This is a genomic window from Polaromonas sp. P1_E12, assembly GCF_056405975.1.
Window position 1 is genome coordinate 817,049 of the sequence record NZ_JBFUBB010000002.1, and the last position, 22,762, is coordinate 839,810.

Sequence of the window (22,762 nt, forward strand, 5' to 3'; positions counted from 1 at the left end):
TCAAAAACGTAGCGAAAGGTTGGGCCACGTCAACCTGCTGACGTCTATTGCCGATTTTGCGGTGAGTGGTCTTGCAGGCGTGTCCCCAAAACTGGGGACAGACAGCCGCCTGTTTCGCCGCTCTGCATTGGGCGTGTTGCCATGCAACGAGCCGCGACGCGGCCTTGCTTCCTCGTACATGCATCTCTTCACGTCCTGGGACGTTGTATGGCAGCGCTTGTGCGGTGACCGAAAGTGCGCTTCAGAGGGGATTATTCCCCCCGGCGTTGCAGCCCTGTCCCTAGAACTGGGGACATACAGGTGCCCGCACCGACCCTACGATTTGCACGTTTTGTAACCATTGCGCGCGCCACCTTTGGGGTGCGCGCAGGCGCTCCCAAACCGCCCTTTTTTTTCCAGAAAGTCACTGCCATGAAAAGCCACGCCAGCATGAACCGCATTTACCGTCTTGTCTGGAACGCCGCCTTGAACCTGTGGGTGGCCGTGGCGGAAAACGCCAAGGGGCGAGGCAAAGGCGGCTCGTCGCGCGGCAGCGTGCTGTTCAGCTCGACCCCTGGCGGAGGGGCAGAAAGCGGAAGTGAAGGCTCAGGCTTTACGCTCAATACGGCCTGCCGTGCTGCGCTGGTGCTGCTCACTTCCCTGGCCGTGGTTACGCACGAGGCCCGCGCGGCCGATGCGGCCAACGCCAGCGTAACTGCCGGTGCGGGCAATGTCTCCACACTCGGCAACACCACCACCATCAACCAGGCCAGCCAGCGCCTGGCGATCGACTGGACCAGCCTGTCCACCCGCGCCAACGAAGCGCTGGTGTTCAGCCAGCCCAATGCTTCAGCGATAGCCCTGAACCGCATTATCGGCAGCAGCCCCAGCGAGTTCCTGGGCAGCCTGACGGCGAATGGCCAGGTGTTTATCCTGAACCCGAACGGCGTGCTGTTTGGCGCCGGGTCGCAAGTGAACGTCGGTGGTCTTGTCGCCTCGACGCTCAATATGAGCAATGCCGACTTCATGGCCGGCAATAACGTTTTCACGAACTCGGGCGGCAACGGTTCGGTGGTCAACCAAGGGACGATGACGGCGGCGAACGGCGGCTATCTCGCCCTGCTGGCTCCAGAAGTTCGCAACGAAGGCGTGATGACCGCCTCGTTGGGTACCGCCCTGCTGGCAGCCGGCAACAAGGTCACCGTGAATTTGGACAACGGCTCCTTGCTGGGCTACAGCATCGACCAGGGTGCGATTAACGCGCTGGCTGAAAACAAACAACTGATTCAGGCCGATGGCGGGCAGGTGCTGCTATCGGCCAAGGCCATGGATGCGTTAACCACTGCAACCGTCAACAACACGGGTGTGATAGAAGCCAGAACGATTCAGAACAAGGCCGGCCGCATCATGCTGATGGGCGACATGGAGACCGGCACGGTCAATGTGACGGGCACGCTCGATGCATCCGCCCCGAATGGTGGTGATGGTGGCTTTATTGAAACATCTGCCGCGCACGTCAAAGTGGCAGCGGGCACACGTGTCACCACCCAGGCGCCGCAAGGCCGCACCGGCAAATGGTTGATTGACCCGCAGGACTACACCATCGCCGCATCGGGTGGCGACATGACCGGTGCAACCCTGAGCGCGAACCTTGGTACCACCGACGTGGAACTGCAAAGCAGCGGCGGCGGCACGGCCGGCAATGGCGACATCCACGTCAACGACGACGTTTCCTGGAGCGCCAACACCCTGACCCTCACGGCAGCGCGCGACATCAATATCAATGCGGTGATGACCGCCAGCGGCAACTCCGCGCTGACCCTGAACACTGGCGCGACCAACGGCGCCGATGCGGGTGTGGCAGGCGGCACCGTCAAGGTTGGCCTGACCTCAACCGGCTTTACCGGCCGGGTGGACTTCGCCCGCAACGGCACCGGCTTCCTCACCATCAACGGAAATGGCTACACCGTCATCAACAGCCTGGGGGGCGAAGGCAGCACGACCGGCACCGACCTGCAGGGTATGAACGGCGATTTGAACGGCTACTACGCCCTGGGCGCTAACATCGACGCCAGCGTCACTTCCGCCTGGAACGGCAACGCAGGATTCGATCCAATTGGCAATACGTTCAACGGCCGTTTCAACGGCCTCGGTCATACGGTGTCCAGCCTCACCATCGACCGGAGCGCGCAGTTCGTTGGCCTGTTTGGTAGGGCCAGCGGAGCGCAAATCAGCAACGTAGGGCTGGTGGGTGGCAGCGTTCGCGGTGTCAATTATGTCGGCGGTCTGGTGGGATATAGCTACAACGGAAGCACGATCAGCAACAGCTACGCCACGGGTGACGTCAGCGGCGGCGACAATATCGGCGGGCTGGTGGGGCAGAACACTAACGCCACGATCAGCAACAGCTACGCCACGGGCGACGTCAGCGGCGGCGACTATGTCGGCGGGCTGGCGGGGTCAAACGACGGCGGCACGATCAGCAACAGCTACGCCATTGGCAACGTCAGCGGCGGCGGCCTTGTCGGCGGGCTGGTGGGGTCAAACGACGGCGGCACGATCAGCAACAGCTACGCCGTTGGCAACGTCGTCAGCGGCGGCGGCTATGTCGGCGGGCTGGTGGGGTCGAACAGCAGCGGCGGCGCGATCAGCAACAGCTACGCTATGGGTGACGTCAGCTGCAGCGGTTATTGCCGTCTTGCCGGCGGACTGGTGGGACAGAATACTAACGCCACGATCAGCAACAGCTACGCTATGGGTGACGTCAGCGTCAGCAGTGGCGAGGAAGTCGGCGGACTGGTGGGGCAGAACACTAACGCCACGATCAGCAACAGCTACGCCACGGGCGACGTCAGCGGCAGCCTCTACTATGTCGGCGGGCTGGCGGGGTCAAATGACGGCGGCACGATCAGCAACAGCTACGCCATTGGCAACGTCGTCAGCGGCGGCGGCTACTATGTCGGCGGGCTGGTGGGGTGGAGCAGCAGCGGCGGCACGATCAGCAACAGCTACGCCACGGGCGACGTCAGCGGCAGCGGGGGCGCCAATGTTGGCGGGCTGGTGGGGTCAAACGACGGCGGCACGATCAGCAACAGCTACGCCACGGGCGACGTCAGCGGGGCCGCCAATGTCGGCGGGCTGGTGGGGTCAAACGACAGCGGCACGATCAGCAACAGCTACGCTATAGGCGACGTTAGCGGCGGCGACTATGTCGGCGGGCTGATCGGCTACAACGGCGGCACGATCAGCGACAGCTACGCCACGACGGGTACGGTCACCGGCGGCAGCGATGTCGGCGGGCTGATCGGCTACAACAACGGAACGATCAGCAACAGCTACCACAGCGCCACCGCCAACCCGGGGCTGCCAGACGCTTTCGGCACTGGCAAGACCGATGACGAGTTGAAGCGGGCCAGCACCTTCGCCGGCTGGGACATTGCCACTGCAGGCGGCAGCAACGCAGTGTGGCGTATCTATGAGGGCCACAGCATGCCGCTGCTGAGAAGCTTCCTCACGCCACTGAACCTGGCCGATGCCCTCAACGCCACGCAGACCTACAACGGCACCACGCAAACCGCCGCAGCGACCACCCTGGTCGATGCCAACCTGCTGGGAGCGGCAGCCAGCGGCCGCAATGCGGGCTTGTACAACGGCTACTACTCCACCCAGCAGGGCTACGACATCAGCGGCGGGAACCTCACCATCACCCAGGCCAACCTGGTGCTGACCACCACCGACGTCAGCAAAACCTACAACGGCCAGCTCGACGCTGCAGGCACGTTCACCGCGACCGGCAGCACCCAACTGTTTGACACCGACACCGCTACCGGCGGCAGCTTTGCCTTCCTCGACAAAAATGCGGGCACCGGCAAGACGGTGACCGTGGGCGGCGCCACGCTCAACGACGGCAACAGCGGCGGCAACTATGTGCTCAGCTATGCGGACAACACCAGCAGCACGATCACGCCTAAAGCCCTGACTTACAGCACCGCTGCTGCCAACAAGACCTACGACGGCGACACCACAGCCGCGGCGACATTGAGTGGATTGACCGGCCTGATTGGGACGGAAACGGTGACGGCTACCAGCACCGGTGCCACCTTCAACACCAAAGACGTTGTCACGGCCAACCTGGTCACCGTCAACAGCGCCACATTGGCCGACGGAAGCAATGGCGGCCTGGCCGGCAACTACAGCATTGCGGCAGGTGGTACGGCGGCAGCCAACATCACGGCCAAGGCACTGACCTACAGCACCACTGCGGCGAACAAGACCTACGACGGTGACGCCACGGCCACAGCAACCCTGAGCGGGTTGACAGGTCTGGTCGGTACGGAGACCGTCAACGCCAACGGAACGGCAACTTTCAACAGCAAGGACGTAGCCACGGCCAATCTGGTCACCGTGAACAGCGCGGCGCTGGCGGACGGCAGCAACGGCGGCCTGGCCAGCAACTACAGCATCGCGGCAGGCGGCACTGCTGCAGCCAACATCACGGCCAAAGCCCTGACCTACAGCACGGCCGCCGCCAACAAGACTTACGACGGTGACAACACGGCCACCGCAACCTTGAGCGGGCTGACGGGTCTGGTGGGTACCGAGACGGTGACGGCCAGTGCCGGTGCAACGTTCAACACCAAAGACGTTGCCACGGCCAACCTGGTTACCGTTAACAGTGCCACGCTGGCCAATGGAACAAACGGCGGGCTGGCCAGCAACTACAGCATTGCGGCAGGTGGCACTGCTGTGGCCAACATCACCGCCAAGGCATTGACCTACAGCACCACCGCTGCCAACAAGACCTACGACGGCGACACTACGGCTTCGGCCAGCTTGAACCTGATAGGGCTGGTCAATACGGAAACCCTGGGAAGTACTGCTGGCGCTACCTTCAATACCAAAGACGTTGCCACGGCCAACCTGGTTACCGTTAACAGTGCCACGCTGGCCAATGGAACAAACGGCGGGCTGGCTAGCAACTACAGCATCGCCGCTGGCGGCACCACTGCGGCCAACATCACGGCCAAGGCACTGGCCTACAGCACCACAGCTGCCAACAAGACCTACGACGGTGACACTACGGCCACCGCAACCCTGAGCGGCCTGACGGGCTTGGTCGGTACCGAGACGGTTACCGCAAGTGCTGGTGCAACGTTCAATACCAAAGACGTGCTGACTGCCAACCTCGTGACCGTTAACTCGGCTACGCTGGCCGATGGCACCAATGGCGGGCTGGCCAGCAACTACTCCATCGCCGCCGGCGGTGCCGCTGCAGCCAACATCACCGCGAAAGCGCTGACCTACAGCACCACTGCAAGCAACAAAACCTACGACGGCGATAACACGGCCACCGCAACCCTGAGCGGCCTGACGGGTCTGGTGGGTACCGAGACGGTGACGGCCAGTGCCGGTGCGACGTTCAACACCAAAGACGTTGCTACGGCCGACCTGGTCACTGTCAATAGCGCGACGCTGGCCAACGGAACAAACGGCGGCTTGGCCAGCAACTACAGCATCGCCGCTGGCGGTACCGCTGCAGCCAACGTCACGGCCAAAGCCCTGACCTACAGCACGGCAGCGGCGAACAAGACCTACGACGGCGACAACACCGCCACCGCAACCCTGAGCGGCCTGACGGGTCTGGTGGGTACGGAGACGGTGACGGCCAGCAGCACCAGTGCAACATTCAACACCAGGAATGTTGCCACGGCCAACCTGGTCACCGTGAATTCAGCCACGCTGGCCGACGGAAACAACGGTGGGCTGGCCAGCAACTACAGCATCGCTGCTGGCGGAACTGCGGCAGCCAACATCACGGCCAAAGCCCTGACCTACAGCACGGCCGCCGCCAACAAGACTTACGACGGTGACAACACGGCCACCGCAACCCTGAGCGGGCTGACCGGCCTGGTGGGTACCGAGACGGTGACGGCCAGTGCCGGTGCAACGTTCAATACCAAAGATGTGCTGACCGCCAATCTCGTGACTGTGAACTCGGCTACGCTGGCCGATGGAACAAACGGCGGGCTGGCCAGCAACTACAGCGTCGCGGCTGGTGGCACCGCTGCAGCCAGCATCACCGCCAAAGCCCTGACCTACAGCACGGCAGCCGCCAACAAGACCTACGACGGTGACGCCGCAGCCGTTGCGACATTGAGCGGGCTGACCGGGCTTGCGGGCACGGAGATCGTAACTGCCAACGGAACGGCAACGTTCAACAGCAAGGACGTGCTGACCGCCAACCTGGTCACCGTTAACAGTGCCACCTTGGCAGATGGCAGCAACGGCGGCCTGGCCAGCAACTATTCCATCGCCGCGGGCGGAACTGCGGCAGCCACCATCACAGCCAAAGCCCTGACCTACAGCACGGCAGCTGCCAACAAGACCTATGACGGAAACGCCACAGCCGCTGCGACATTGAGTGGATTGACAGGCCTGGTTGGTACGGAGACAGTGACGGCCAGTGCCGGTGCGACGTTCAACACCAAAGACGTTGCCACGGCCAACCTGGTCACCGTCAACAGCGCCACGCTGGCCAATGGAACAAACGGCGGACTGGCCAGCAACTACAGCATCGCAGCAGGCGGCACTGCTGCGGCCAGCATCACGGCCAAGGCGCTGACGTACAGCACGGCAGCGGCGAACAAGACCTACGACGGCGACAGCACGGCCACTGCCACCCTGAGCGGACTGACTGGCTTGGTAGGGACCGAGACGGTGACGGCCAGTGCCGATGCGACGTTCAACACCAAAGATGTCGCCACGGCCAACCTTGTGACCGTCAATTCAGCCACGCTGGCCGACGGAAGCAACGGCGGACTGGCCAGCAACTATTCCGTTGCCGCCGGCGGAACTGCGGCAGCCAACATCACCGCAAAAGCGCTGACCTACAGTACTACTGCAAGTAACAAAACCTACGACGGTGACAGCACGGCCACTGCCACCCTGAGCGGACTGACTGGCTTGGTAGGGACCGAGACGGTGACGGCCAGTGCCGGTGCAACGTTCAACACCAAAGATGTGCTGACCGCCAATCTCGTGACAGTGAACTCGGCCACGCTGGCCAATGGAACAAACGGCGGGCTGGCCAGCAACTACAGCATCGCGGCAGGCGGCACTGCTGTGGCCAACATCACCGCCAAGGCGCTGACCTACAGCACGGCAGCTGCCAACAAGACTTACGACGGTGACAACACGGCCACCGCAACCTTGAGTGGGCTGACGGGCCTGGTGGGTACCGAGACGGTGACGGCCAGTGCCGGTGCAACGTTCAACACCAAAGACGTTGCCACGGCCAACCTGGTCACCGTCAACAGCGCCACATTGGCCGACGGAAGCAATGGCGGGCTGGCCAGCAACTACAGCATTGCGGCAGGTGGCACTGCTGTGGCCAACATCACCGCCAAGGCACTGACCTACAGCACCACCGCTGCCAACAAGACCTACGATGGCGACACCACAGCCACCGCAACCTTGAGTGGCCTGACGGGACTGGTGGGTATCGAGACAGTGACGGCCAGTGCCGGTGCAACGTTCAATACCAAAGATGTGCTGACCGCCAACCTCGTGACCGTCAACAGCGCCACGCTGGCAGACGGCAGCAACGGCGGGCTGGCCGGCAACTATTCCATCGCCGCTGGCGGTACCGCTGCGGCCAACATCACTGCGAAAGCGCTGACCTACAGCACGACTGCTGCCAACAAGACCTACGACGGCAATGCCACAGCCGCTGCAACCCTGAGCGGGCTGACTGGCCTGGTGGGGACGGAGACCGTAACTGCCAACGGAACGGCAACGTTCAACAGCAAAGATGTGCTGGCCGCCAACACAGTCACCGTGAACAGTGCGACGCTGGCAGACGGCGCCAACGGAGGCCTGTCCAGCAACTACAGCATCGTGTCAGGTGGCACTGCTGTCGCCAACATCACGGCCAAAGCCCTGACTTACAGCACGGCAGCGGCCAACAAGGAGTACGACGGCAGCATGGGTGCAACGGCCACGATCAGCGGCCTGACCGGCCTGGTCGGGACGGAAACTGTCAGTGTGGCGGGCAATGCCGCCACCTTCAACAGCAAAGATGTGCTGGTGGCAAACCTGGTCACCGTCAATAGTGCGACGCTGGCGGACGGCAGCAACGGCGGGCTGGCCAGCAACTACAGCGTCGCAGCAGGTGGTACCGCTGCTGCCAATATCACCGCCAAGGCCCTGACCTACAGCACGGCCGCCGCCAACAAGACCTATGACGGCAACACCACGGCCACCGCAACCCTGAGCGGGTTGACAGGTCTGGCCGGTACGGAGACCGTCAACGCCAACGGAACGGCAACTTTCAACAGCAAGGACGTGGCCACGGCCAATTTGGTCACCGTCAACAGCGCGACGCTGGCAGACGGCAGCAACGGCGGACTGGCCAGCAACTACAGCATCGCGGCAGGCGGCACTGCTGCAGCCAACATCACCGCCAGGGACCTGACGGTGACAGCCGCTGGCGTGAACAAGGTGTATGACGGTACGACGGCAGCCACCGTGGGCTACGGCGACAACCGTGTGGCCGGTGATGTGCTGGGCGTCACGGGCACTGCCTCCTTCGCCGACAAGAACGCCGGTGTGGGCAAGACCGTCGGCGTGAACGGCATCAGCACTTCAGGCACCGACGCCGGCAACTACAACCTGCTGAACACCACTACAACGACCACGGCCAGCATCACGCCCAAGGCACTGACGGTGACAGCCAACAACGACAGCAAGAACTACGACGGCACGGCCTACAGCGGTGGCAACGGCGTGAGCTACAGCGGTTTTGTGGCGGGCGATACGTCGGCTGATATCGGCGGAACCGTGGGCTATGGCGGATCTTCTCAGGGGGCCGTGGCCGCTGGCAGCTATGTGATCACGCCGGGCGGGCTGAACTCGATCTCCGGCAACTACGCGCTGGGCTTTGCGAATGGCGCGCTCAGCATCAAGACTTCCGACGCCGGCACCGTGGCGCTTGGCAGTGAAACACTGGTCGGCGCCTATGACAGCGCGATGCAGGCTGTGGCCGGCATGGGCGGCGCGTCCGGCGGTGGCGCAGGTGGTGGTGGATTTGGCGGCAGCGCTGACGCCATGGCCGGCACGCTGGCGGCCGCCGCGGCGGAAGCGGGCAATACCGACGAGAACTAGACTCACCCCCGTTCAGACTCACTGCGTGTAGTCTGCTCCCCCCTCGAGGGGGCGGCGCCTGGGGCCGGCGAAGCCGGACCCTCGGCCCCTGCTTGGCTCGTCGGGCGGTGGTGGTTTCGGCGGCAACGCCGCGGCTGATGCGCTCGTAGCAGTCGTTTGGGCGCCTGCACCAGGATTGATAGCGAAATCAGGCTGCAGCGCAATAAAGATGGGCGCAAGCAGCTATCAAAACTGTAGCAAACAAGGGGCGCAAGGCTGCGCCGTGCGTGAAACCCAGGCTATCGCGTCGGTCCGGGGCGTCGTAATATGGCATTTGTCATGCGCGGCGCATGGGCCTGTGGCCCCAACTGGCATACCATCGCCGGCAGGAAAAGAGAGATCTTGGGGGCTTCGCCGCCCGTCCTGTCCCGAAAGGCTACACATGAAAAGCCATGCCGGCATCAACCGCATTTACCGCCTGGCCCGGCGCCGCGCCAGTGCAACGGGCGGGTTCACACTCAACGCTGCCTGCAGCGCTGCATTGCTCCTGCTTGCCGGAGGTGCCCAGCAGGCCCGGGCCGCAGACGCCGCCAGCGCCAGCGTGTCTGCGGGCGCCGCCAGCCTGGCCACGGTGGGCAACACCACCACCGTCAACCAGACCAGCCAGCGCGTGGCGATTGACTGGACCAGCCTGTCTACGGTGGCCAATGAGGCGCTGATCTTTAATCAACCCAATGCGTCGGCGATTGCGCTGAACCGCGTCACCGGTAGCAGCCCGAGCGAACTGCTTGGCAGCCTCACGGCCAACGGCCAGGTGTTTATCCTGAACCCGAACGGCGTGCTGTTTGGCGCCGGAAGCCAGGTCAATGTCGGCGGCCTGGTCGCCTCGACGCTCAGCATGAGCAATGCCGACTTCATGTCCGGCAACCATGTGTTCACGGGTTCGGGCGGCCCGGTTGTCAACCAGGGCACGCTGAACGCGGGGCAGGGTGGCTACCTCGCCTTGCTGGCGCCCGAAGTACGCAATGAAGGCGTGATGACGGCATCGCTGGGCACTGCACTTCTGGCCGCAGGCAACAAGGTCACGCTGAACATTGATAACGGCAGCCTGCTGGGCTACAGCATCGACCAGGGCGCCATTAACGCGCTGGCCGAGAACAAACATTTGATCCAGGCGAACGGCGGGCAAGTACTGCTTTCCGCGAAAGCCATGGACAGCTTGACCACCGCCACGGTGAACAACACCGGTGTCATCGAAGCCAAAACGATCCAGAACAAGGCCGGCCGTATCCTGCTGATGGGCGACATGGACACCGGCACGGTGAACGCAGGTGGCACGCTGGATGCATCGGCACCCATGGGCGGTGATGGCGGCTTTGTCGAAACGTCGGCGGCACACGTCAAGGTGGCTGACGGTGCCGTCATCACCACACTGGCCGCTGCAGGCGGTGGGGGCCACCACGGCACCTGGCTGATAGACCCGACCGACTTCACCGTCGCCGCTGGCAGCGGTGCGCTGACCGGCAGCGGCATAGGCGCGGGTACCCTGGCCGCCAGCCTCAACCTGGGCAATGTGGCGCTGGCGACCAACAATGCCGGCGGTACGGATAACGGCGACATCCACGTCAACGCTGCCTTCACCTGGAACGCGGGCACCACGCTGACCTTGAGCGCCTGGCGCAATATCAACATCAACGCGTCCATCACCTCGCAGCACGCCAATGGCAAGCTGGCACTGGAATACGGGCTGGGCGCCATCAATGCGGGGAACACGGCGACCTACAACGTGCGCGCGCCGGTCAACCTGCGGGCCGGCGACAACTTCAGCACCCGGCTGGGCAGCGACGGCGTCACGGACCCATACAAAGTCATCACCAGCCTGGGCGTGGCAGGCAGCACCACCGGCACCGACCTGCAGGGCATCAACGGCAACCCCACCGGCAACTACGTGCTGGGCGCCGACATCGACGCGAGCGACACGGTGAACTGGAACGCCGGTGCCGGCTTCGATACCCTGGGTGGCGTCGGCGCGCCGGGTATTTTTGAGGGCCGCTTCGACGGGCTCAACCACAAGATCCGCAACCTCTTCATCAACCGCCCGGGCGACAACTTTGTGGGCCTGTTCGGCCTTACACAGAGCACCAGCATCCAGAACCTCGGGCTGGTGGGCGGCAGCATCACCGGCGCCGACTTTGTGGGCGCCATCGCGGGGCAGGGCTGCTGCACCACCTTCAGCAATGTCTACAGCACAGCATCGGTTCAGGGCAACGACGAGGTTGGAGGCCTGGTGGGCGAACTCAGCCAGGGCGGCATCACCGACGCGTACGCCAGCGGCGCCGTGAGCGGCGCCGACAAGGTGGGCGGACTGGTCGGCAGCTCGCTGGACGGCATCATCACGCGCGCCTACAGCACCGGCCGCGTCACTGCCACCGGCATGGCAGGCGGGCTCGTGGCCGAACAGGTTGGAACGGCAGCGACAAACAACAGCTATTGGGACATTGGCACTTCTGGGCAGGCCACCAGCGCGGGCGGCACCGGCAAGACCAGTGCGCAGCTGACGCAGGCCAGCACTTTCAGCGGCTGGGACATCGCCACCCAAGGCGGCTCCACGGCCACGTGGCGCATTTATGAAGGCCAGACCGGTCCGCTGCTGCGCAGCTTTCTGCAGCCGCTCGCGCTGCCCGACACCAGCGTGGCCTACAACGGTGCGCAGCAGTCGGGCGCCGGTGCGCCGGGCGTCACGGCCGCCAGCGGCACCAACCCTGGCAGCTACTTCGCCTGGTCGGACCAGGAGGGCTACGACATCACGGGTGGCACGCTGACGATTTCGGGTGGCAATTTCCTGATCGACGAGGCCTACCGCAGCGCGATGATCTACCTGGCCGGCGTGAACCGCTCCGCGAACCCCCGCATCGGCCTCAGCCCCGACGCCCAGGTCGATGCCCTGAGGACGGCCGCCGCCGAAGCCGGCAACACGGGTGAAGACGAGTAAGTGTCAAGCTGGCGGTGGAGGACAGGAAACGCTTCTCGTCATGCGGTACCACCCAGGAAGTCAGGAAGTGACTGGAGGGGTGCTATGTTTTTTATAGCTGCTGGCGCACGTCTGTATTGCCTATAGGCGTGATTTCCTGGTCAAAAATTGCCAACAAAATGGGATTTTTGGGATCTACGCACCCCGACAGGGTTGGAAAACAGCGCTAAACGGCTTTTTCAGCCAATTCCGGCCTGTTTTTTTAATGCAAAAAGTGCCTCCAGCGCAATATGGACGTGCGCCAGCAGCTATTAAAAACATAGCGTCAAAATCCCCCCAATACGCGCGGGCATCGTTGGTTCCCGCATCCGCGTGGGTACGCCGGTGTTGAAACGCCACATGCAGTCGTTTCCCCATGCATTTCGGGGGTAATTCAAGGATACTTATGGTTACCTTCACGGGGCCCTTGTTACCCCGCTCGTCCAGGCAGTAGCCGGATTTTCTGACCTTCCGAAAAGACTCTCATGAAAAGTCATGCCAGCATCAATCGCATCTATCGCCTGGTCTGGAACGCCGCGCTTGGCCTGTGGGTGGCCGTGGCTGAAACCGCCAAAGGCCGAAGCAGGGGCGGCTCCGCGCGCAGCGGTGTTGAAGTTGCTTCCGCCGGCCCTCGTGGGGGCCTCGTTTTTGTCCTGCATGAACGGTGCCGCGCTGCCGTGGTCATGCTGCTGGCGATGTCCGTCTTTAACTTGCAGGTGCATGCTGCCGATGCGCTGAATTCCACCGTGGTGGTGGGCAGCGGCAATGTCAGCACCAGCGGCGCCACCACCACGATCAACCAGGCCAGCCAGCGCCTGGCGATCGACTGGACGCATCTTTCCACCGCAGCCAATGAGGCGCTGGTGTTCAACCAGCCCAATGCGCAGGCCATCGCGCTGAACCGCATCACCGGCAGCAGCCCGAGCGAATTCCTGGGCAGCCTTACGGCTAATGGCCAGGTGTTTATCCTGAACCCGAACGGTGTGCTGTTTGGCGCCGGCAGCCAGGTCAACGTCGGCGGACTGGTGGCTTCGACGCTTTCCATGAGCAATGCTGACTTCATGGCCGGCAGCACCACGTTTGGCACAGACCCCGGCCAAGCTGGCACCGGCAGCAGCGCGGGCAAGGTTATCAACAAGGGCACGCTGACGGCCGCCACGGGCGGCTATATGGCCTTGCTGGCGCCTGAGGTACGCAATGAAGGCGTGATCACCGCCAGCCTGGGAACCGCTTTGCTGGCAGCGGGTAACAAGATCACCCTGAACCTGGACAACGGCAATCTGCTGGGCTACAGCATTGACCAGGGCGCTATCAATGCCTTGGCTGAAAACAAGCTGCTGATCCAGGCCAATGGCGGCCAGGTTCTGCTGTCTGCCAAGGCGATGGACCAGCTGACCACGGCGACGGTGAACAACACCGGTGTCATTGAAGCGAAGACGATTGCCAACAAGGCCGGCCGCATCCTGCTGATGGGTGACATGGAGACCGGTACGGTCAATGTCGGCGGCACGCTCGATGCCAGCGCCCCCGATGGCGGCAATGGCGGCTTTGTCGAAACCAGCGCCGCGCATGTGAAGGTGGCCGACAGCGCCAGGATCAGCACACTGGCTTCCGCCGGCAACACCGGTAAATGGCTGATAGACCCCAATGACTTCACCATCTCCGCCACGGGCGACATGACGGCCGCAGCCGTCGCGGCCGCTTTGACTGGCGGCAACTTTGAAATCCAGACCGCCACCATGGGCACGGCCGGCGGCAACGGCGACATCCACGTCAACCAGGCCATCAACCGGACGGACAACAACACCTTCACGCTGACTGCCGAGCGCGACATCAACATCAATACCGGCGCGAACATCACCAAAACCAATGCAGGCGCGGCCGGTATGACCATGACCGCCGGGCGCAACATCCTCCTCAACGGCAATATCGGTGTGGGCGGGCCTTCCACAACTCTTTCTGTGACGGCCAACGCTGCCGGCGATATTACCGGCACGGGAACCCTGAACCTGAACGGCGGTGCGCTGGACATGACGGCCGGCGGCAGCATCGGCGGCACCGACGGCCTGGGGCAGATCTTTGCCGGCAGTTTGAAGCTGAAAGCCACCACGGGTGAAGTGGTCATGAATAGCGGCGTGGACTGGCAGGGTTCTTCCTTCGACCTGTACGCGGGTACCAACATCCGGGGAAATGCCGGCGCCGTCAACGCCACCATGAGTGCCCCCGGCGGCAGTTTCACCGCATCTGCGGGCAACACGGGTAATGGCCGAATACGCATCAACAGCTTCTCCAATGCCATAGGCACGCTCAACCTGACCGCCCTGGGGACAGGCGGAGGTGGCCAGGTCGACTTTTTGAGTGCCTCAGCCATCGCCAACGCTTCCATCACGGCAGCCCAGGACGTGAACGTCAGCGCGACTGGCAGCCTCAACCTCAATGCCCTGACCCTGACGGGCGCCAACCAGAACGTCAGCCTGGCGGCCGGCGGTGGCACGCTAACGACGCTGGGGGCCCTGAACACCGGCGCAGGCAACCTGACCTTGTCGGGCGGCTCTATTTCCCTGGGCGGCGACCTGGGCGCCAAAGACCTCAGCCTGACCGCAACAAGCGGCCTGAACATCAACAGGAACCTCACGGCGACGGGCAACCTGGCGCTCACCGCGAGCAATGCGGCCATCCAGCAAACTGCCGGTGTCCTGGTCGCGGGCGGCACGACGACCGTCAATGCCGGCGCGGGTAGCGTCAACTTGAGCGGCCTCAACAATTTCAACGGCGCAGTCAGCGTCAGCAACCTGGGCGTGAACAACGTCGCGATCAACAACGCGGGCGGCGCGCTGACCCTGGGCACTGTGTCTGTCGGCAGCGGCACGCTGAGCCTGAGCGGCAACAACATCGCGCAGACGGGCGCGATCACGCAGGCCGCCGGCGCGGGCGCGGTGACCATCAACGGCGGCGCCGGCGTGATAAACCTGAGCAACGCGGGCAACAATTTCACGGGCGCGGTCGGGCTCAATAATTCCGGCAACAACGCCGTGACCATCCGGAATGTGAACGATCTGGTGCTGGGCCCATCCACCGTGGGCGGCAGCCTGACGGCGACTTCCAACACCGGCTCCATTTCGCAAGCCGGTGCATTGAACGTGACGGGCGCCTCCACGTTCACGCTCAACGGCACCAGCAAGGACGTGTTGCTGGGCACTTCGGCCAATACCTTCGGCGGTGGCGTGACGGTCAATGGCAGCGGCAGCGTCAGAGACATGGCCTTCCGTTATGGCAGCGGTTTTGCCTTTCCCACCACGCCCACCTACTCCGGCATCCTGACACTGATCAGGGACGTCGGAGCCATCAACCTGGGCACGCAAACCTTCAGTGGCGGCCTCGCGCTGACGGCGGGCGGGGGCATCAACCTGTTCGGCGGTACGCTGCAGACGGGCGGCGCGCAGACCTTCAACAGCGCGGTAACGGTTGGCGGAACCGTCAGCCTGGTCAGCACCGCCGGTGGCATCACATTCGCCAACACGGTCGACGGCGCAAACGCACTGAGCACCACGAGTGCCGGGCCCACCAACTTCAATGCGTCGGTGGGCGCCACCACGGCGCTGACCAGCTTGAGCGTCAATTCGGGCGGCGCCATCAACGTGCAGACCGGCGCCACGCTGCGCGCGGGCGACTTGATGATGACGGCGGCAGGCGGCATAGGCAATGGCATCGGCGGTGCAGCGGCTATTGATGCGGCGCGCCTGAGCGCCATCAATTCAGTCGGCGGCCATATTGCACTGTCGCACACCGGCACGGGCACGCTGGTGGTAACAGACCTGGGGCAGGGCGATGGCATACAGAACAGCGTCGTGGGCGGCAACGTCAGCCTGGCAGCGACCAACGGCAGCATCCAGGTGCTGGGCAGCACGGTCAGCGCGGCCGGCGGCAACGTTGTGCTTAGCGCGGCTGGCGTCAGCGCGACGCATTCGGTGGAGATCGTGAACAACGGCGCTACCCAATCGAACGTTGCTACCACCGGCACAGGCAACATCACCATCAACGGCAACCTGACGAGCGGCGGCGCCAGCGCCACCGGCGGCTCGGCGGGCGGTGTGGTCGTCACCAATTCCAACATCACCGCAGGCAGCGGAGTCATCACCATTTCGGGCGACGCGGGCGTGCCGTCCGGTTTGCCGCGGGTGTCACGCGGCGTGCGCCTGGATTCGGGCGCGAAAGTTACCGGCGCCGGCAACATCAGCATCACGGGCCAGGTTGGCAGCAGCTCGCTGGCCACCAGCAAAGGCCTGCAGTTGGCCGGCGGGGCGGAAGTTTCCAGCACCGGTGGAGACGTTGCGCTCACTGGCACGCTAACCAATCATTCCATCCTTGATGGTACGGGCCTGCATGTCAGCGGCAAGGTGCAGTCCGGCGCCAGCAAAAAGATCACGCTCACCGGCACGGCTACGGTGGGCGGTTCCTCGGGCACCGGTGTGCTAATCGATGGGGCAGCAGAGCTGCTCGCCGGCACGGGTGGTTTGACCATTGTGGGTACCGTCAACTCTTCGACGACTGCCACCAACGTCATTGGCACATCCATCACCGCCTCCAGTCCCGCTGCCAGCCCCATCATCAGCTCTACAGGCGCAATAGATATTACTGGCACCATGAGTGCCACTTCCGCTTCAGGCAACGGCGCTTTACGCATGGAGGGCGGCACGATCAACTCCAATGGCGCGAACATTGTCTTGCGTGGCTCCGGCGTGCCTGCGCCTGCGCCTGTGTCTGCCCGTGATGTCTATCTCGCCGGTACGACGGTCGCCAGCAGTGGCGGCGAAATCCAGATTATTGGCGACCGCGTCGAGATTCTCAGTACGGTCAATGCAGGGGCCGGCCGGGTGGTGATTGCGCCCTTTACCGCCAACCGACAGATCACACTCGCGTCATCGGCGGGGGGTATTGAAGCCGTAACACTGAATTTGAGTGCCTTTGAGTTGAGCAACATCACGGCCGGTGTGTTGCAGATCGGTACCCTGACGGGCACGGGCGGCATTGAGATTGGTGGTGCCATAACTGCCGCACCGGGACCCTTGCCGGTCATCAGTTTGCTCAATGCCAGCACCATCAGCCAGACGGGGGCCATCAGTGTGGGCAAGCTCAACGCGGTGGGCTCCTCCGTCACCCTGACCAATGCCGGCAACCAGATCGACGAAATCAGCGGGCGCTCTACCACCGGCGCATTCGCCGTCACCAGCAGCAAGGCCGCGCCGCTCACGGTGGGCACGGTTGACGGGTACACAGGCATCAACTCGGGCAGCAATGTCACCACACTCACCAACCTGAACGGCGCCATCGCGCAGACCCAGGCCATTGTTGCCAGCAGCTTCACCGGCAGCGGTGTGGGTGGCATCAATCTCAACCTGGCTGCCAACCAGATCGGCGCTTTTACGGCAACCAATAGCGGCGCGGGCGATATCGTGCTGCGCAACGGCATCAACACCACACTCACGTCCCTCACCAATACCGGTACGGGCCGCATTGACGTCGACAACATCGGCACGGTCACGCTGGCGTCAAGCGGCATCACCAGCAGCGGCACGGCCACGGGTACCGCCGCCGGCACAGCGGCGGTGCGCATCAAGGGCTCGCAGGGCATTGTGGCCAGCGGCGCGGCTCCGCACATCAGCAATTCGGCGGGCGGCTCGGTCTACCTCGACGGCGGCGCAGGCAGTGTGGGCACCAGCCCCGCCGGCGCGGTGGGTATTTCCGCTGCTTCCGTCACAGCGGTGGCGGCAGGAGGGGCCTCGCAGGTCAACCTGAGCCTGGCCAACGGCGGCACGCTGGAAAACATCTTCGCGGCGGGCAGCGTCAATGTCACGGCCACGACCGGTAACCTGGCGGTCAAGACGGTGTCGAGCAGCTCGGTCAGCCTCAGCGCCGCGGCCGGCGCCATCACCGACGCCAACGGCGCGGCGAACAACATCTCAGGGACGTCTCTGACTGCTTCCTCACAAAACGGCATCGCGCTGGGTACCAATGTGAGCGGCGCACAGACGCTGAGCACCACGGGCGCAGCCGGCGACATCACCATCACCGCCGCCAATGCCATCGACACCAGCAACTTCAGCGTGAGCACCAACGCGGGTTCCGCCCAGACCGTCAGCCTGGCTTCGAATGCCGGCATTACGGTGGGCGGCGCGTTCGGCAACAGCCAGGACAAGCTCAAGCTGATCACGACCGGCGGCAATATTGCCGTCAACGGCGCGCTGACGGCCAGCGAACTCACACTGAACACCGCCGGTACCAGCACCCAGAGCGCGGCCATCACTGCCACGGGCCTGGAACTGCTGGGCACCGGCAGCCATACGCTGAACAATGCAGGCAACGCGGTGACCACGCTGGCCGGCAACACCGGCAACGTCAGTTATTCGCAGGCCGGCGCGCTGGCCATCGGTACCGTCAACACGGCAGGGTTGACCGCCAGCGGCAAGGTGCTGGTGCGCGCCACCGGCGCGGCGGGCGACATCACGCTGAACAATGCGGTCACCTCAGGCAGCGCGGCGAACGACTCGCTGGTGCTGGCCGCCGGTCGCAACTTCATCAACAACGCTGGCGCCACACCGCTGAACCCGGGCGCGGGCCGCTTCCTGGTGTATTCGACCGACCCGACGGCCAACACCATGGGCGGCTTGGCCTCTACCGGCAACGCCTTTAGCCGCACTTATGCGGCCAATGCGCCCACCGATGCTTCCATGACTTCGCTCAGCGGCAACCGCATGGTCTACAGCGTGACGCCGGTGCTCACCATCACGGGTGACAACCAGGCCAAGGTCTATGGCGCGGCCGACCCGGGCCTGACTTACACGCTGAATTCCGGGCTGGTGGCCGGCGACACGGCCGCAACCGCGCTGGCCGGCCTGCTGGCGGCGCCGACGGGTTCTGCGGCCTCCGCAGGCACGCACGCCATCACCCAGGGCACGCTGGCTTCAGCCCTGGGCTACGGCATTGCGTACACCAACGGCACCCTGACGGTGGGCAAAGCCACGGTGAGCGTGACGGGCATGGCGGCCAACAACAAAACCTACGATGGCACCGCAACAGCGACCCTGGGCAACGTCGGCACCCTGACGGGCCTGGCCTACGGCGAGCTATTGACCCTGAATTCCACGGGTGCCAGCTTCTCCGACGCGAATGCTGCCAACGGCAAGACCGTGACCGCCACCTACGGCCTGGCCAACGGCGCGGGCGGCCTGGCCAGCAACTACCAGCTGGCGGCGGCTCCCGTCACGGCGACGGCCGACATCAACAAGGCCAACCTGAGCATCACGGCCAACAATGACAACCGGACCGTGGGCGCCGCAGCCTATACCGGCGGAAACGGCGTGAGTTTCAGCGGCTTTGTGGGCGGCGAAACGGCGGTCGTGCTGGGCGGCGCGCTGACCTACGGCGGCAGTTCGCAAGGCGCGAGCGCTATGGGCAGCTACGCCATTACGCCCGGGGGCTACAGTGCCGGCAACTACGCGCTGGCCTATGTCGACGGCGTGCTGACCATCAACCCGGTAGCAGCGCCTGCGCCGGTGCCGGTAGTGCCAGGCGGCAGCCCGGCAAGCGACGCTTATCTGAGCGCGCTGCGGAACATCGCGAGCCTTGGCGCTTCAGGTGACGGTGGCGGCGCGCAGGGTGGTGGTGCGGACCCCAGTGACGCCCTGAAAGCCGCCGCTGCCGAAGCCGGAAATACGAACGAGGAATAAGCCCACCCCCGTCCAGCCTCACTTCGTGTAGCCTGTTCTCAGGGGGCGGCGCCTGCGGTCTGGCAAAGCCAGTCCCGCGACCCCCGTTTATGCGCCCAGAACTCTTCAACCAGCATGAGCCGTGGAACCGGCTTTGCCGGGCCACAGGCGGGCGGCCCCCTCGGGGGGCAAGGAACTACACGGAGTGAGTGACTGTGGGGGCCAATGGAAGCCACAAGGTAAAGCGCGTGCCCGCCGGCCCCGATTGCCAGTTGACCGTGCCGTCAATGGTTTGCGCGCGGCGCCGCTGGTTTTGCAGGCCTTTCCCCGCGGCGTCGCCAAAGGCTTGGTCGACATCAAAGCCCTGGCCGTTGTCTTCGATGATGACCTGCACCCCGGCGCCTTCGATGGCAGTGCTAAAGCGGATCTCGGTCGCATGCGTATGGCGCAGGATGTTGGCCACGCTTTCCTGGATGATGCGCAGGATGTGCAGCGCGCTGGAAGGGTTCAGCCAGTCCAGCGTGGGGAGTACCTGCACTTCCCACAGCAGCGTGACGCCGGTGCCTTCCAGCCGGGGTTCGAGCCGGAAACGCAGTGTGGCCAGCAGCAGCAACAGGTCGGCCTCCACCGGCTCCATCGAGTCGATGGCGAGCTTCAGGTCGTCCATGCAGTCCTTGAGGGTCTGCGTCACGCGTTCGTCACTCATGCCGCCGACTTCGATGGAGCGGATGGCGCTGATCAGCGTCGAGCCCAGGCCGTCGTGCATGTCCTGCATCATGCGCTGGCGTTCATCGCTCAGCATCTGCTGCTGGGCGATCTCGCGCAGGCTGCGGTGGCTGGCTTCAAGTTCGGCTTCACGCGCCCGCAGGCGCTCGGCCAGGCTGGCGTTGACCTGCTCGACTTCCGCAATGGCGCCGGTGTAACGGCGGTACATCACATAACCGAAGACGCTGAAGGTGATCGCGTTGGTATGCGGGCCCATATACCAGCTTTCGGGGCTGATGAAATTGTTCTGTACCAGCCAGTCGGTCGCGCTAAAGAGCGTGGCCAGCACCGTCCCGATGGCCACCACCATGGCGCTGCGAGAGCGCCCCCAGGCGTTGATGACGCCCGCCACGCTGACGCTCACGCCCATCAGTGCGGCCACCACATACAGCACTGGTGTGGTCCTCGGCGTGTTGGGCAGGGCCGACCACAGGGGCAGGGTCAGCAGGGCCATCAGCACGGACGCGGTGATCAGTGCCCGCGTCAGCCACAGTTGCTGGCGCCGGTGCAGCAGGCCGATTGAAAAGTGCACCACCGTGACCAGCCAGAACAGCGAGTTGACGGTGAACCAGGCAAACCAGTCGTTGGCAATCGGGAAGCTCACATAAAAATGCAGGCCCCGCACGAAGGACATGACCGCCAGCACAAAAAACAGCAGATAGCCCGGCTCATGCCGGCGCCGCAACCACACCAGCAAGGCGAAGATGCCGACCGCGAGGAAAGCCGAGCTGAACATGCCCGGCAATTCCTGCTGCAGCCATTGGCGGCCGCGGTAGCGCCAGCTGATGGCATCCACCGGGCCCAGCCACAGTGATGACAGCGCCACCTGCGTCGCAGCCGTGTGCTCGATGCGCAGCGTGATCTCGTGCGGCGGCCGGCCATCGGGTGATTTCTCCAGCAGCACCCACAGCGGCGTGTGCGGGCTGTTCCATAACGGGCCTTGCTGCTGTGCGGTGTGTACCAGGTGACCGTCGGCATACACCGCGAGGGTGCCGTCGGTGCGCACGCGGGCCGCATACAGCGCCAGCGGCGTGGACGATGCCGGGGCCTGCGGCACGGTCAGTCGAAACCAGCTGGTGCGTGTGACGGGGGCCACGCCGGCGGATGCTGCAGCCCGGGCCTGTCCCAGCAACGCTATGGGCAGGGCATGCGGCAGCGTAACGGGTTGCCAGCGGTCCAGCAGGATTTGGCCGTCGAGGGTGAGCGGTGGCGAGGTGAAGCCCGCATCGGTTTGCACCTGCCAGTCAGCCTGGGTGAGATGCAGGGCCGCTGCGTTGGGGGAACCACCCTCGCGGGTGCCTGCAGAGTCACAGGCGACAAGACCCGTCAGCACCGCAGCTGCTGCCAGCAGCGCTACGGCCGCACGGGGCGAAAAGCGCAAGGGGCGCAAGAGGCGCGAGAGGCGGTGGTGATGAAAGGGCATTCGCGCGGGCAACTACTGCGCCAAAATGCCCTGGTTCCTGGCTTCGTAGATTGCTTCAGCCTTGGAGGTCACCTTGAGTTTGCTGTAGATGCGCCGCACAAAAGTGCGCACCGTGAAGTGCGACAACTCCATCAACCTGGCGATTTCCACCGCAGTGAAGCCTTTGGTGATGTAGTCCAGCACTTCTTTTTCACGTGCCGACAGCAGCGATGACGCGTCGATATCGGCGGGCGTCGTGCCGGCGCCGGCTGCGGTGCTGCGGCGAAAGCGCGCCAGCACCTGCCGGGCGATGATGGGGCTGATCGGGCTGCCGCCGCTGGCCAGGCTGCGGATCTCTGCCGCCATCTTCAGCGGTGAGCTGTCTTTCAGCAGGTAGCCGGCAGCGCCGGACTCAATCGACTGCATCACATGCGTCTCGTCGCCAAAATTGGTGCTCACCATGATGCTGCATGCCGGCCACTGTCGGGAAGCCGCGCGGATCACGTCGATGCCAGAGCCATCGGGCAGGCCTAAATCAACCAGCAGCACATCGGCCGGCGGCTGCATCAGCATCTGCAAGCCTTCGGCACGGGTACCTGCCGCGCCCACCAGGCGCATGTCAGAAGCGCCTTGCACCACGCGGCTCAGCGCTCCGCGAAAGCCCGGATCGTCCTCGACGATGGCGACATGGATCATGGGCAGGTCTTGTTCAGCGGGAGGTGCATTCATCAGGCAGACATTTTGCGACGGTTTTCGGGT

5 protein-coding genes are annotated in these 22,762 nt (G+C 64.1%); 3 read left to right on the plus strand and 2 right to left on the minus strand.

Going from position 1 to position 22,762, the window contains the following annotated elements; translation table 11 throughout:
- Positions 1-411: 411 nt before the first annotated feature.
- From AC1D13_RS09645 to AC1D13_RS09655, 3 genes are all read left to right on the plus strand, one after another.
- Complete coding sequence (locus AC1D13_RS09645) at positions 412-9,141, plus strand: YDG domain-containing protein (protein ID WP_477689423.1); 8,730 nt, start codon at positions 412-414, stop codon at positions 9,139-9,141.
- Between the two features lie 421 nt (positions 9,142-9,562).
- Entirely contained in the window at positions 9,563-12,112 is a 2,550-nt protein-coding gene (locus AC1D13_RS09650) for a two-partner secretion domain-containing protein (RefSeq protein ID WP_477689424.1), read from the plus strand.
- Between the two features lie 503 nt (positions 12,113-12,615).
- Entirely contained in the window at positions 12,616-19,857 is a 7,242-nt protein-coding gene (locus AC1D13_RS09655; RefSeq protein WP_477689425.1) for a two-partner secretion domain-containing protein, read from the plus strand.
- Between the two features lie 175 nt (positions 19,858-20,032).
- Here AC1D13_RS09655 and AC1D13_RS09660 read toward each other — a convergent pair whose 3' ends face one another.
- Positions 20,033-22,024, minus strand: coding sequence for a sensor histidine kinase (locus AC1D13_RS09660; RefSeq protein ID WP_457280514.1), 1,992 nt, complete (start codon positions 22,022-22,024; stop codon positions 20,033-20,035).
- A gap of 12 nt (positions 22,025-22,036) precedes the next feature.
- Positions 22,037-22,732, minus strand: a complete 696-nt coding sequence (locus AC1D13_RS09665; protein WP_457280515.1) for a response regulator — start codon at positions 22,730-22,732, stop codon at positions 22,037-22,039.
- Between the last annotated feature and the right edge of the window lie 30 nt (positions 22,733-22,762).

Bases quoted from the DNA above. Each gene is read 5' to 3' on its own strand.
- AC1D13_RS09665 (WP_457280515.1), bottom strand. From the start codon at position 22,732: ATGAATGCACCTCCCGCTGAACAAGACCTGCCCATGATCCATGTCGCC.
- AC1D13_RS09645 (WP_477689423.1), top strand. From the start codon at position 412: ATGAAAAGCCACGCCAGCATGAACCGCATTTACCGTCTTGTCTGGAAC.
- AC1D13_RS09655 (WP_477689425.1), top strand. From the start codon at position 12,616: ATGAAAAGTCATGCCAGCATCAATCGCATCTATCGCCTGGTCTGGAAC.
- AC1D13_RS09660 (WP_457280514.1), bottom strand. From the start codon at position 22,024: ATGCCCTTTCATCACCACCGCCTCTCGCGCCTCTTGCGCCCCTTGCGC.
- AC1D13_RS09650 (WP_477689424.1), top strand. From the start codon at position 9,563: ATGAAAAGCCATGCCGGCATCAACCGCATTTACCGCCTGGCCCGGCGC.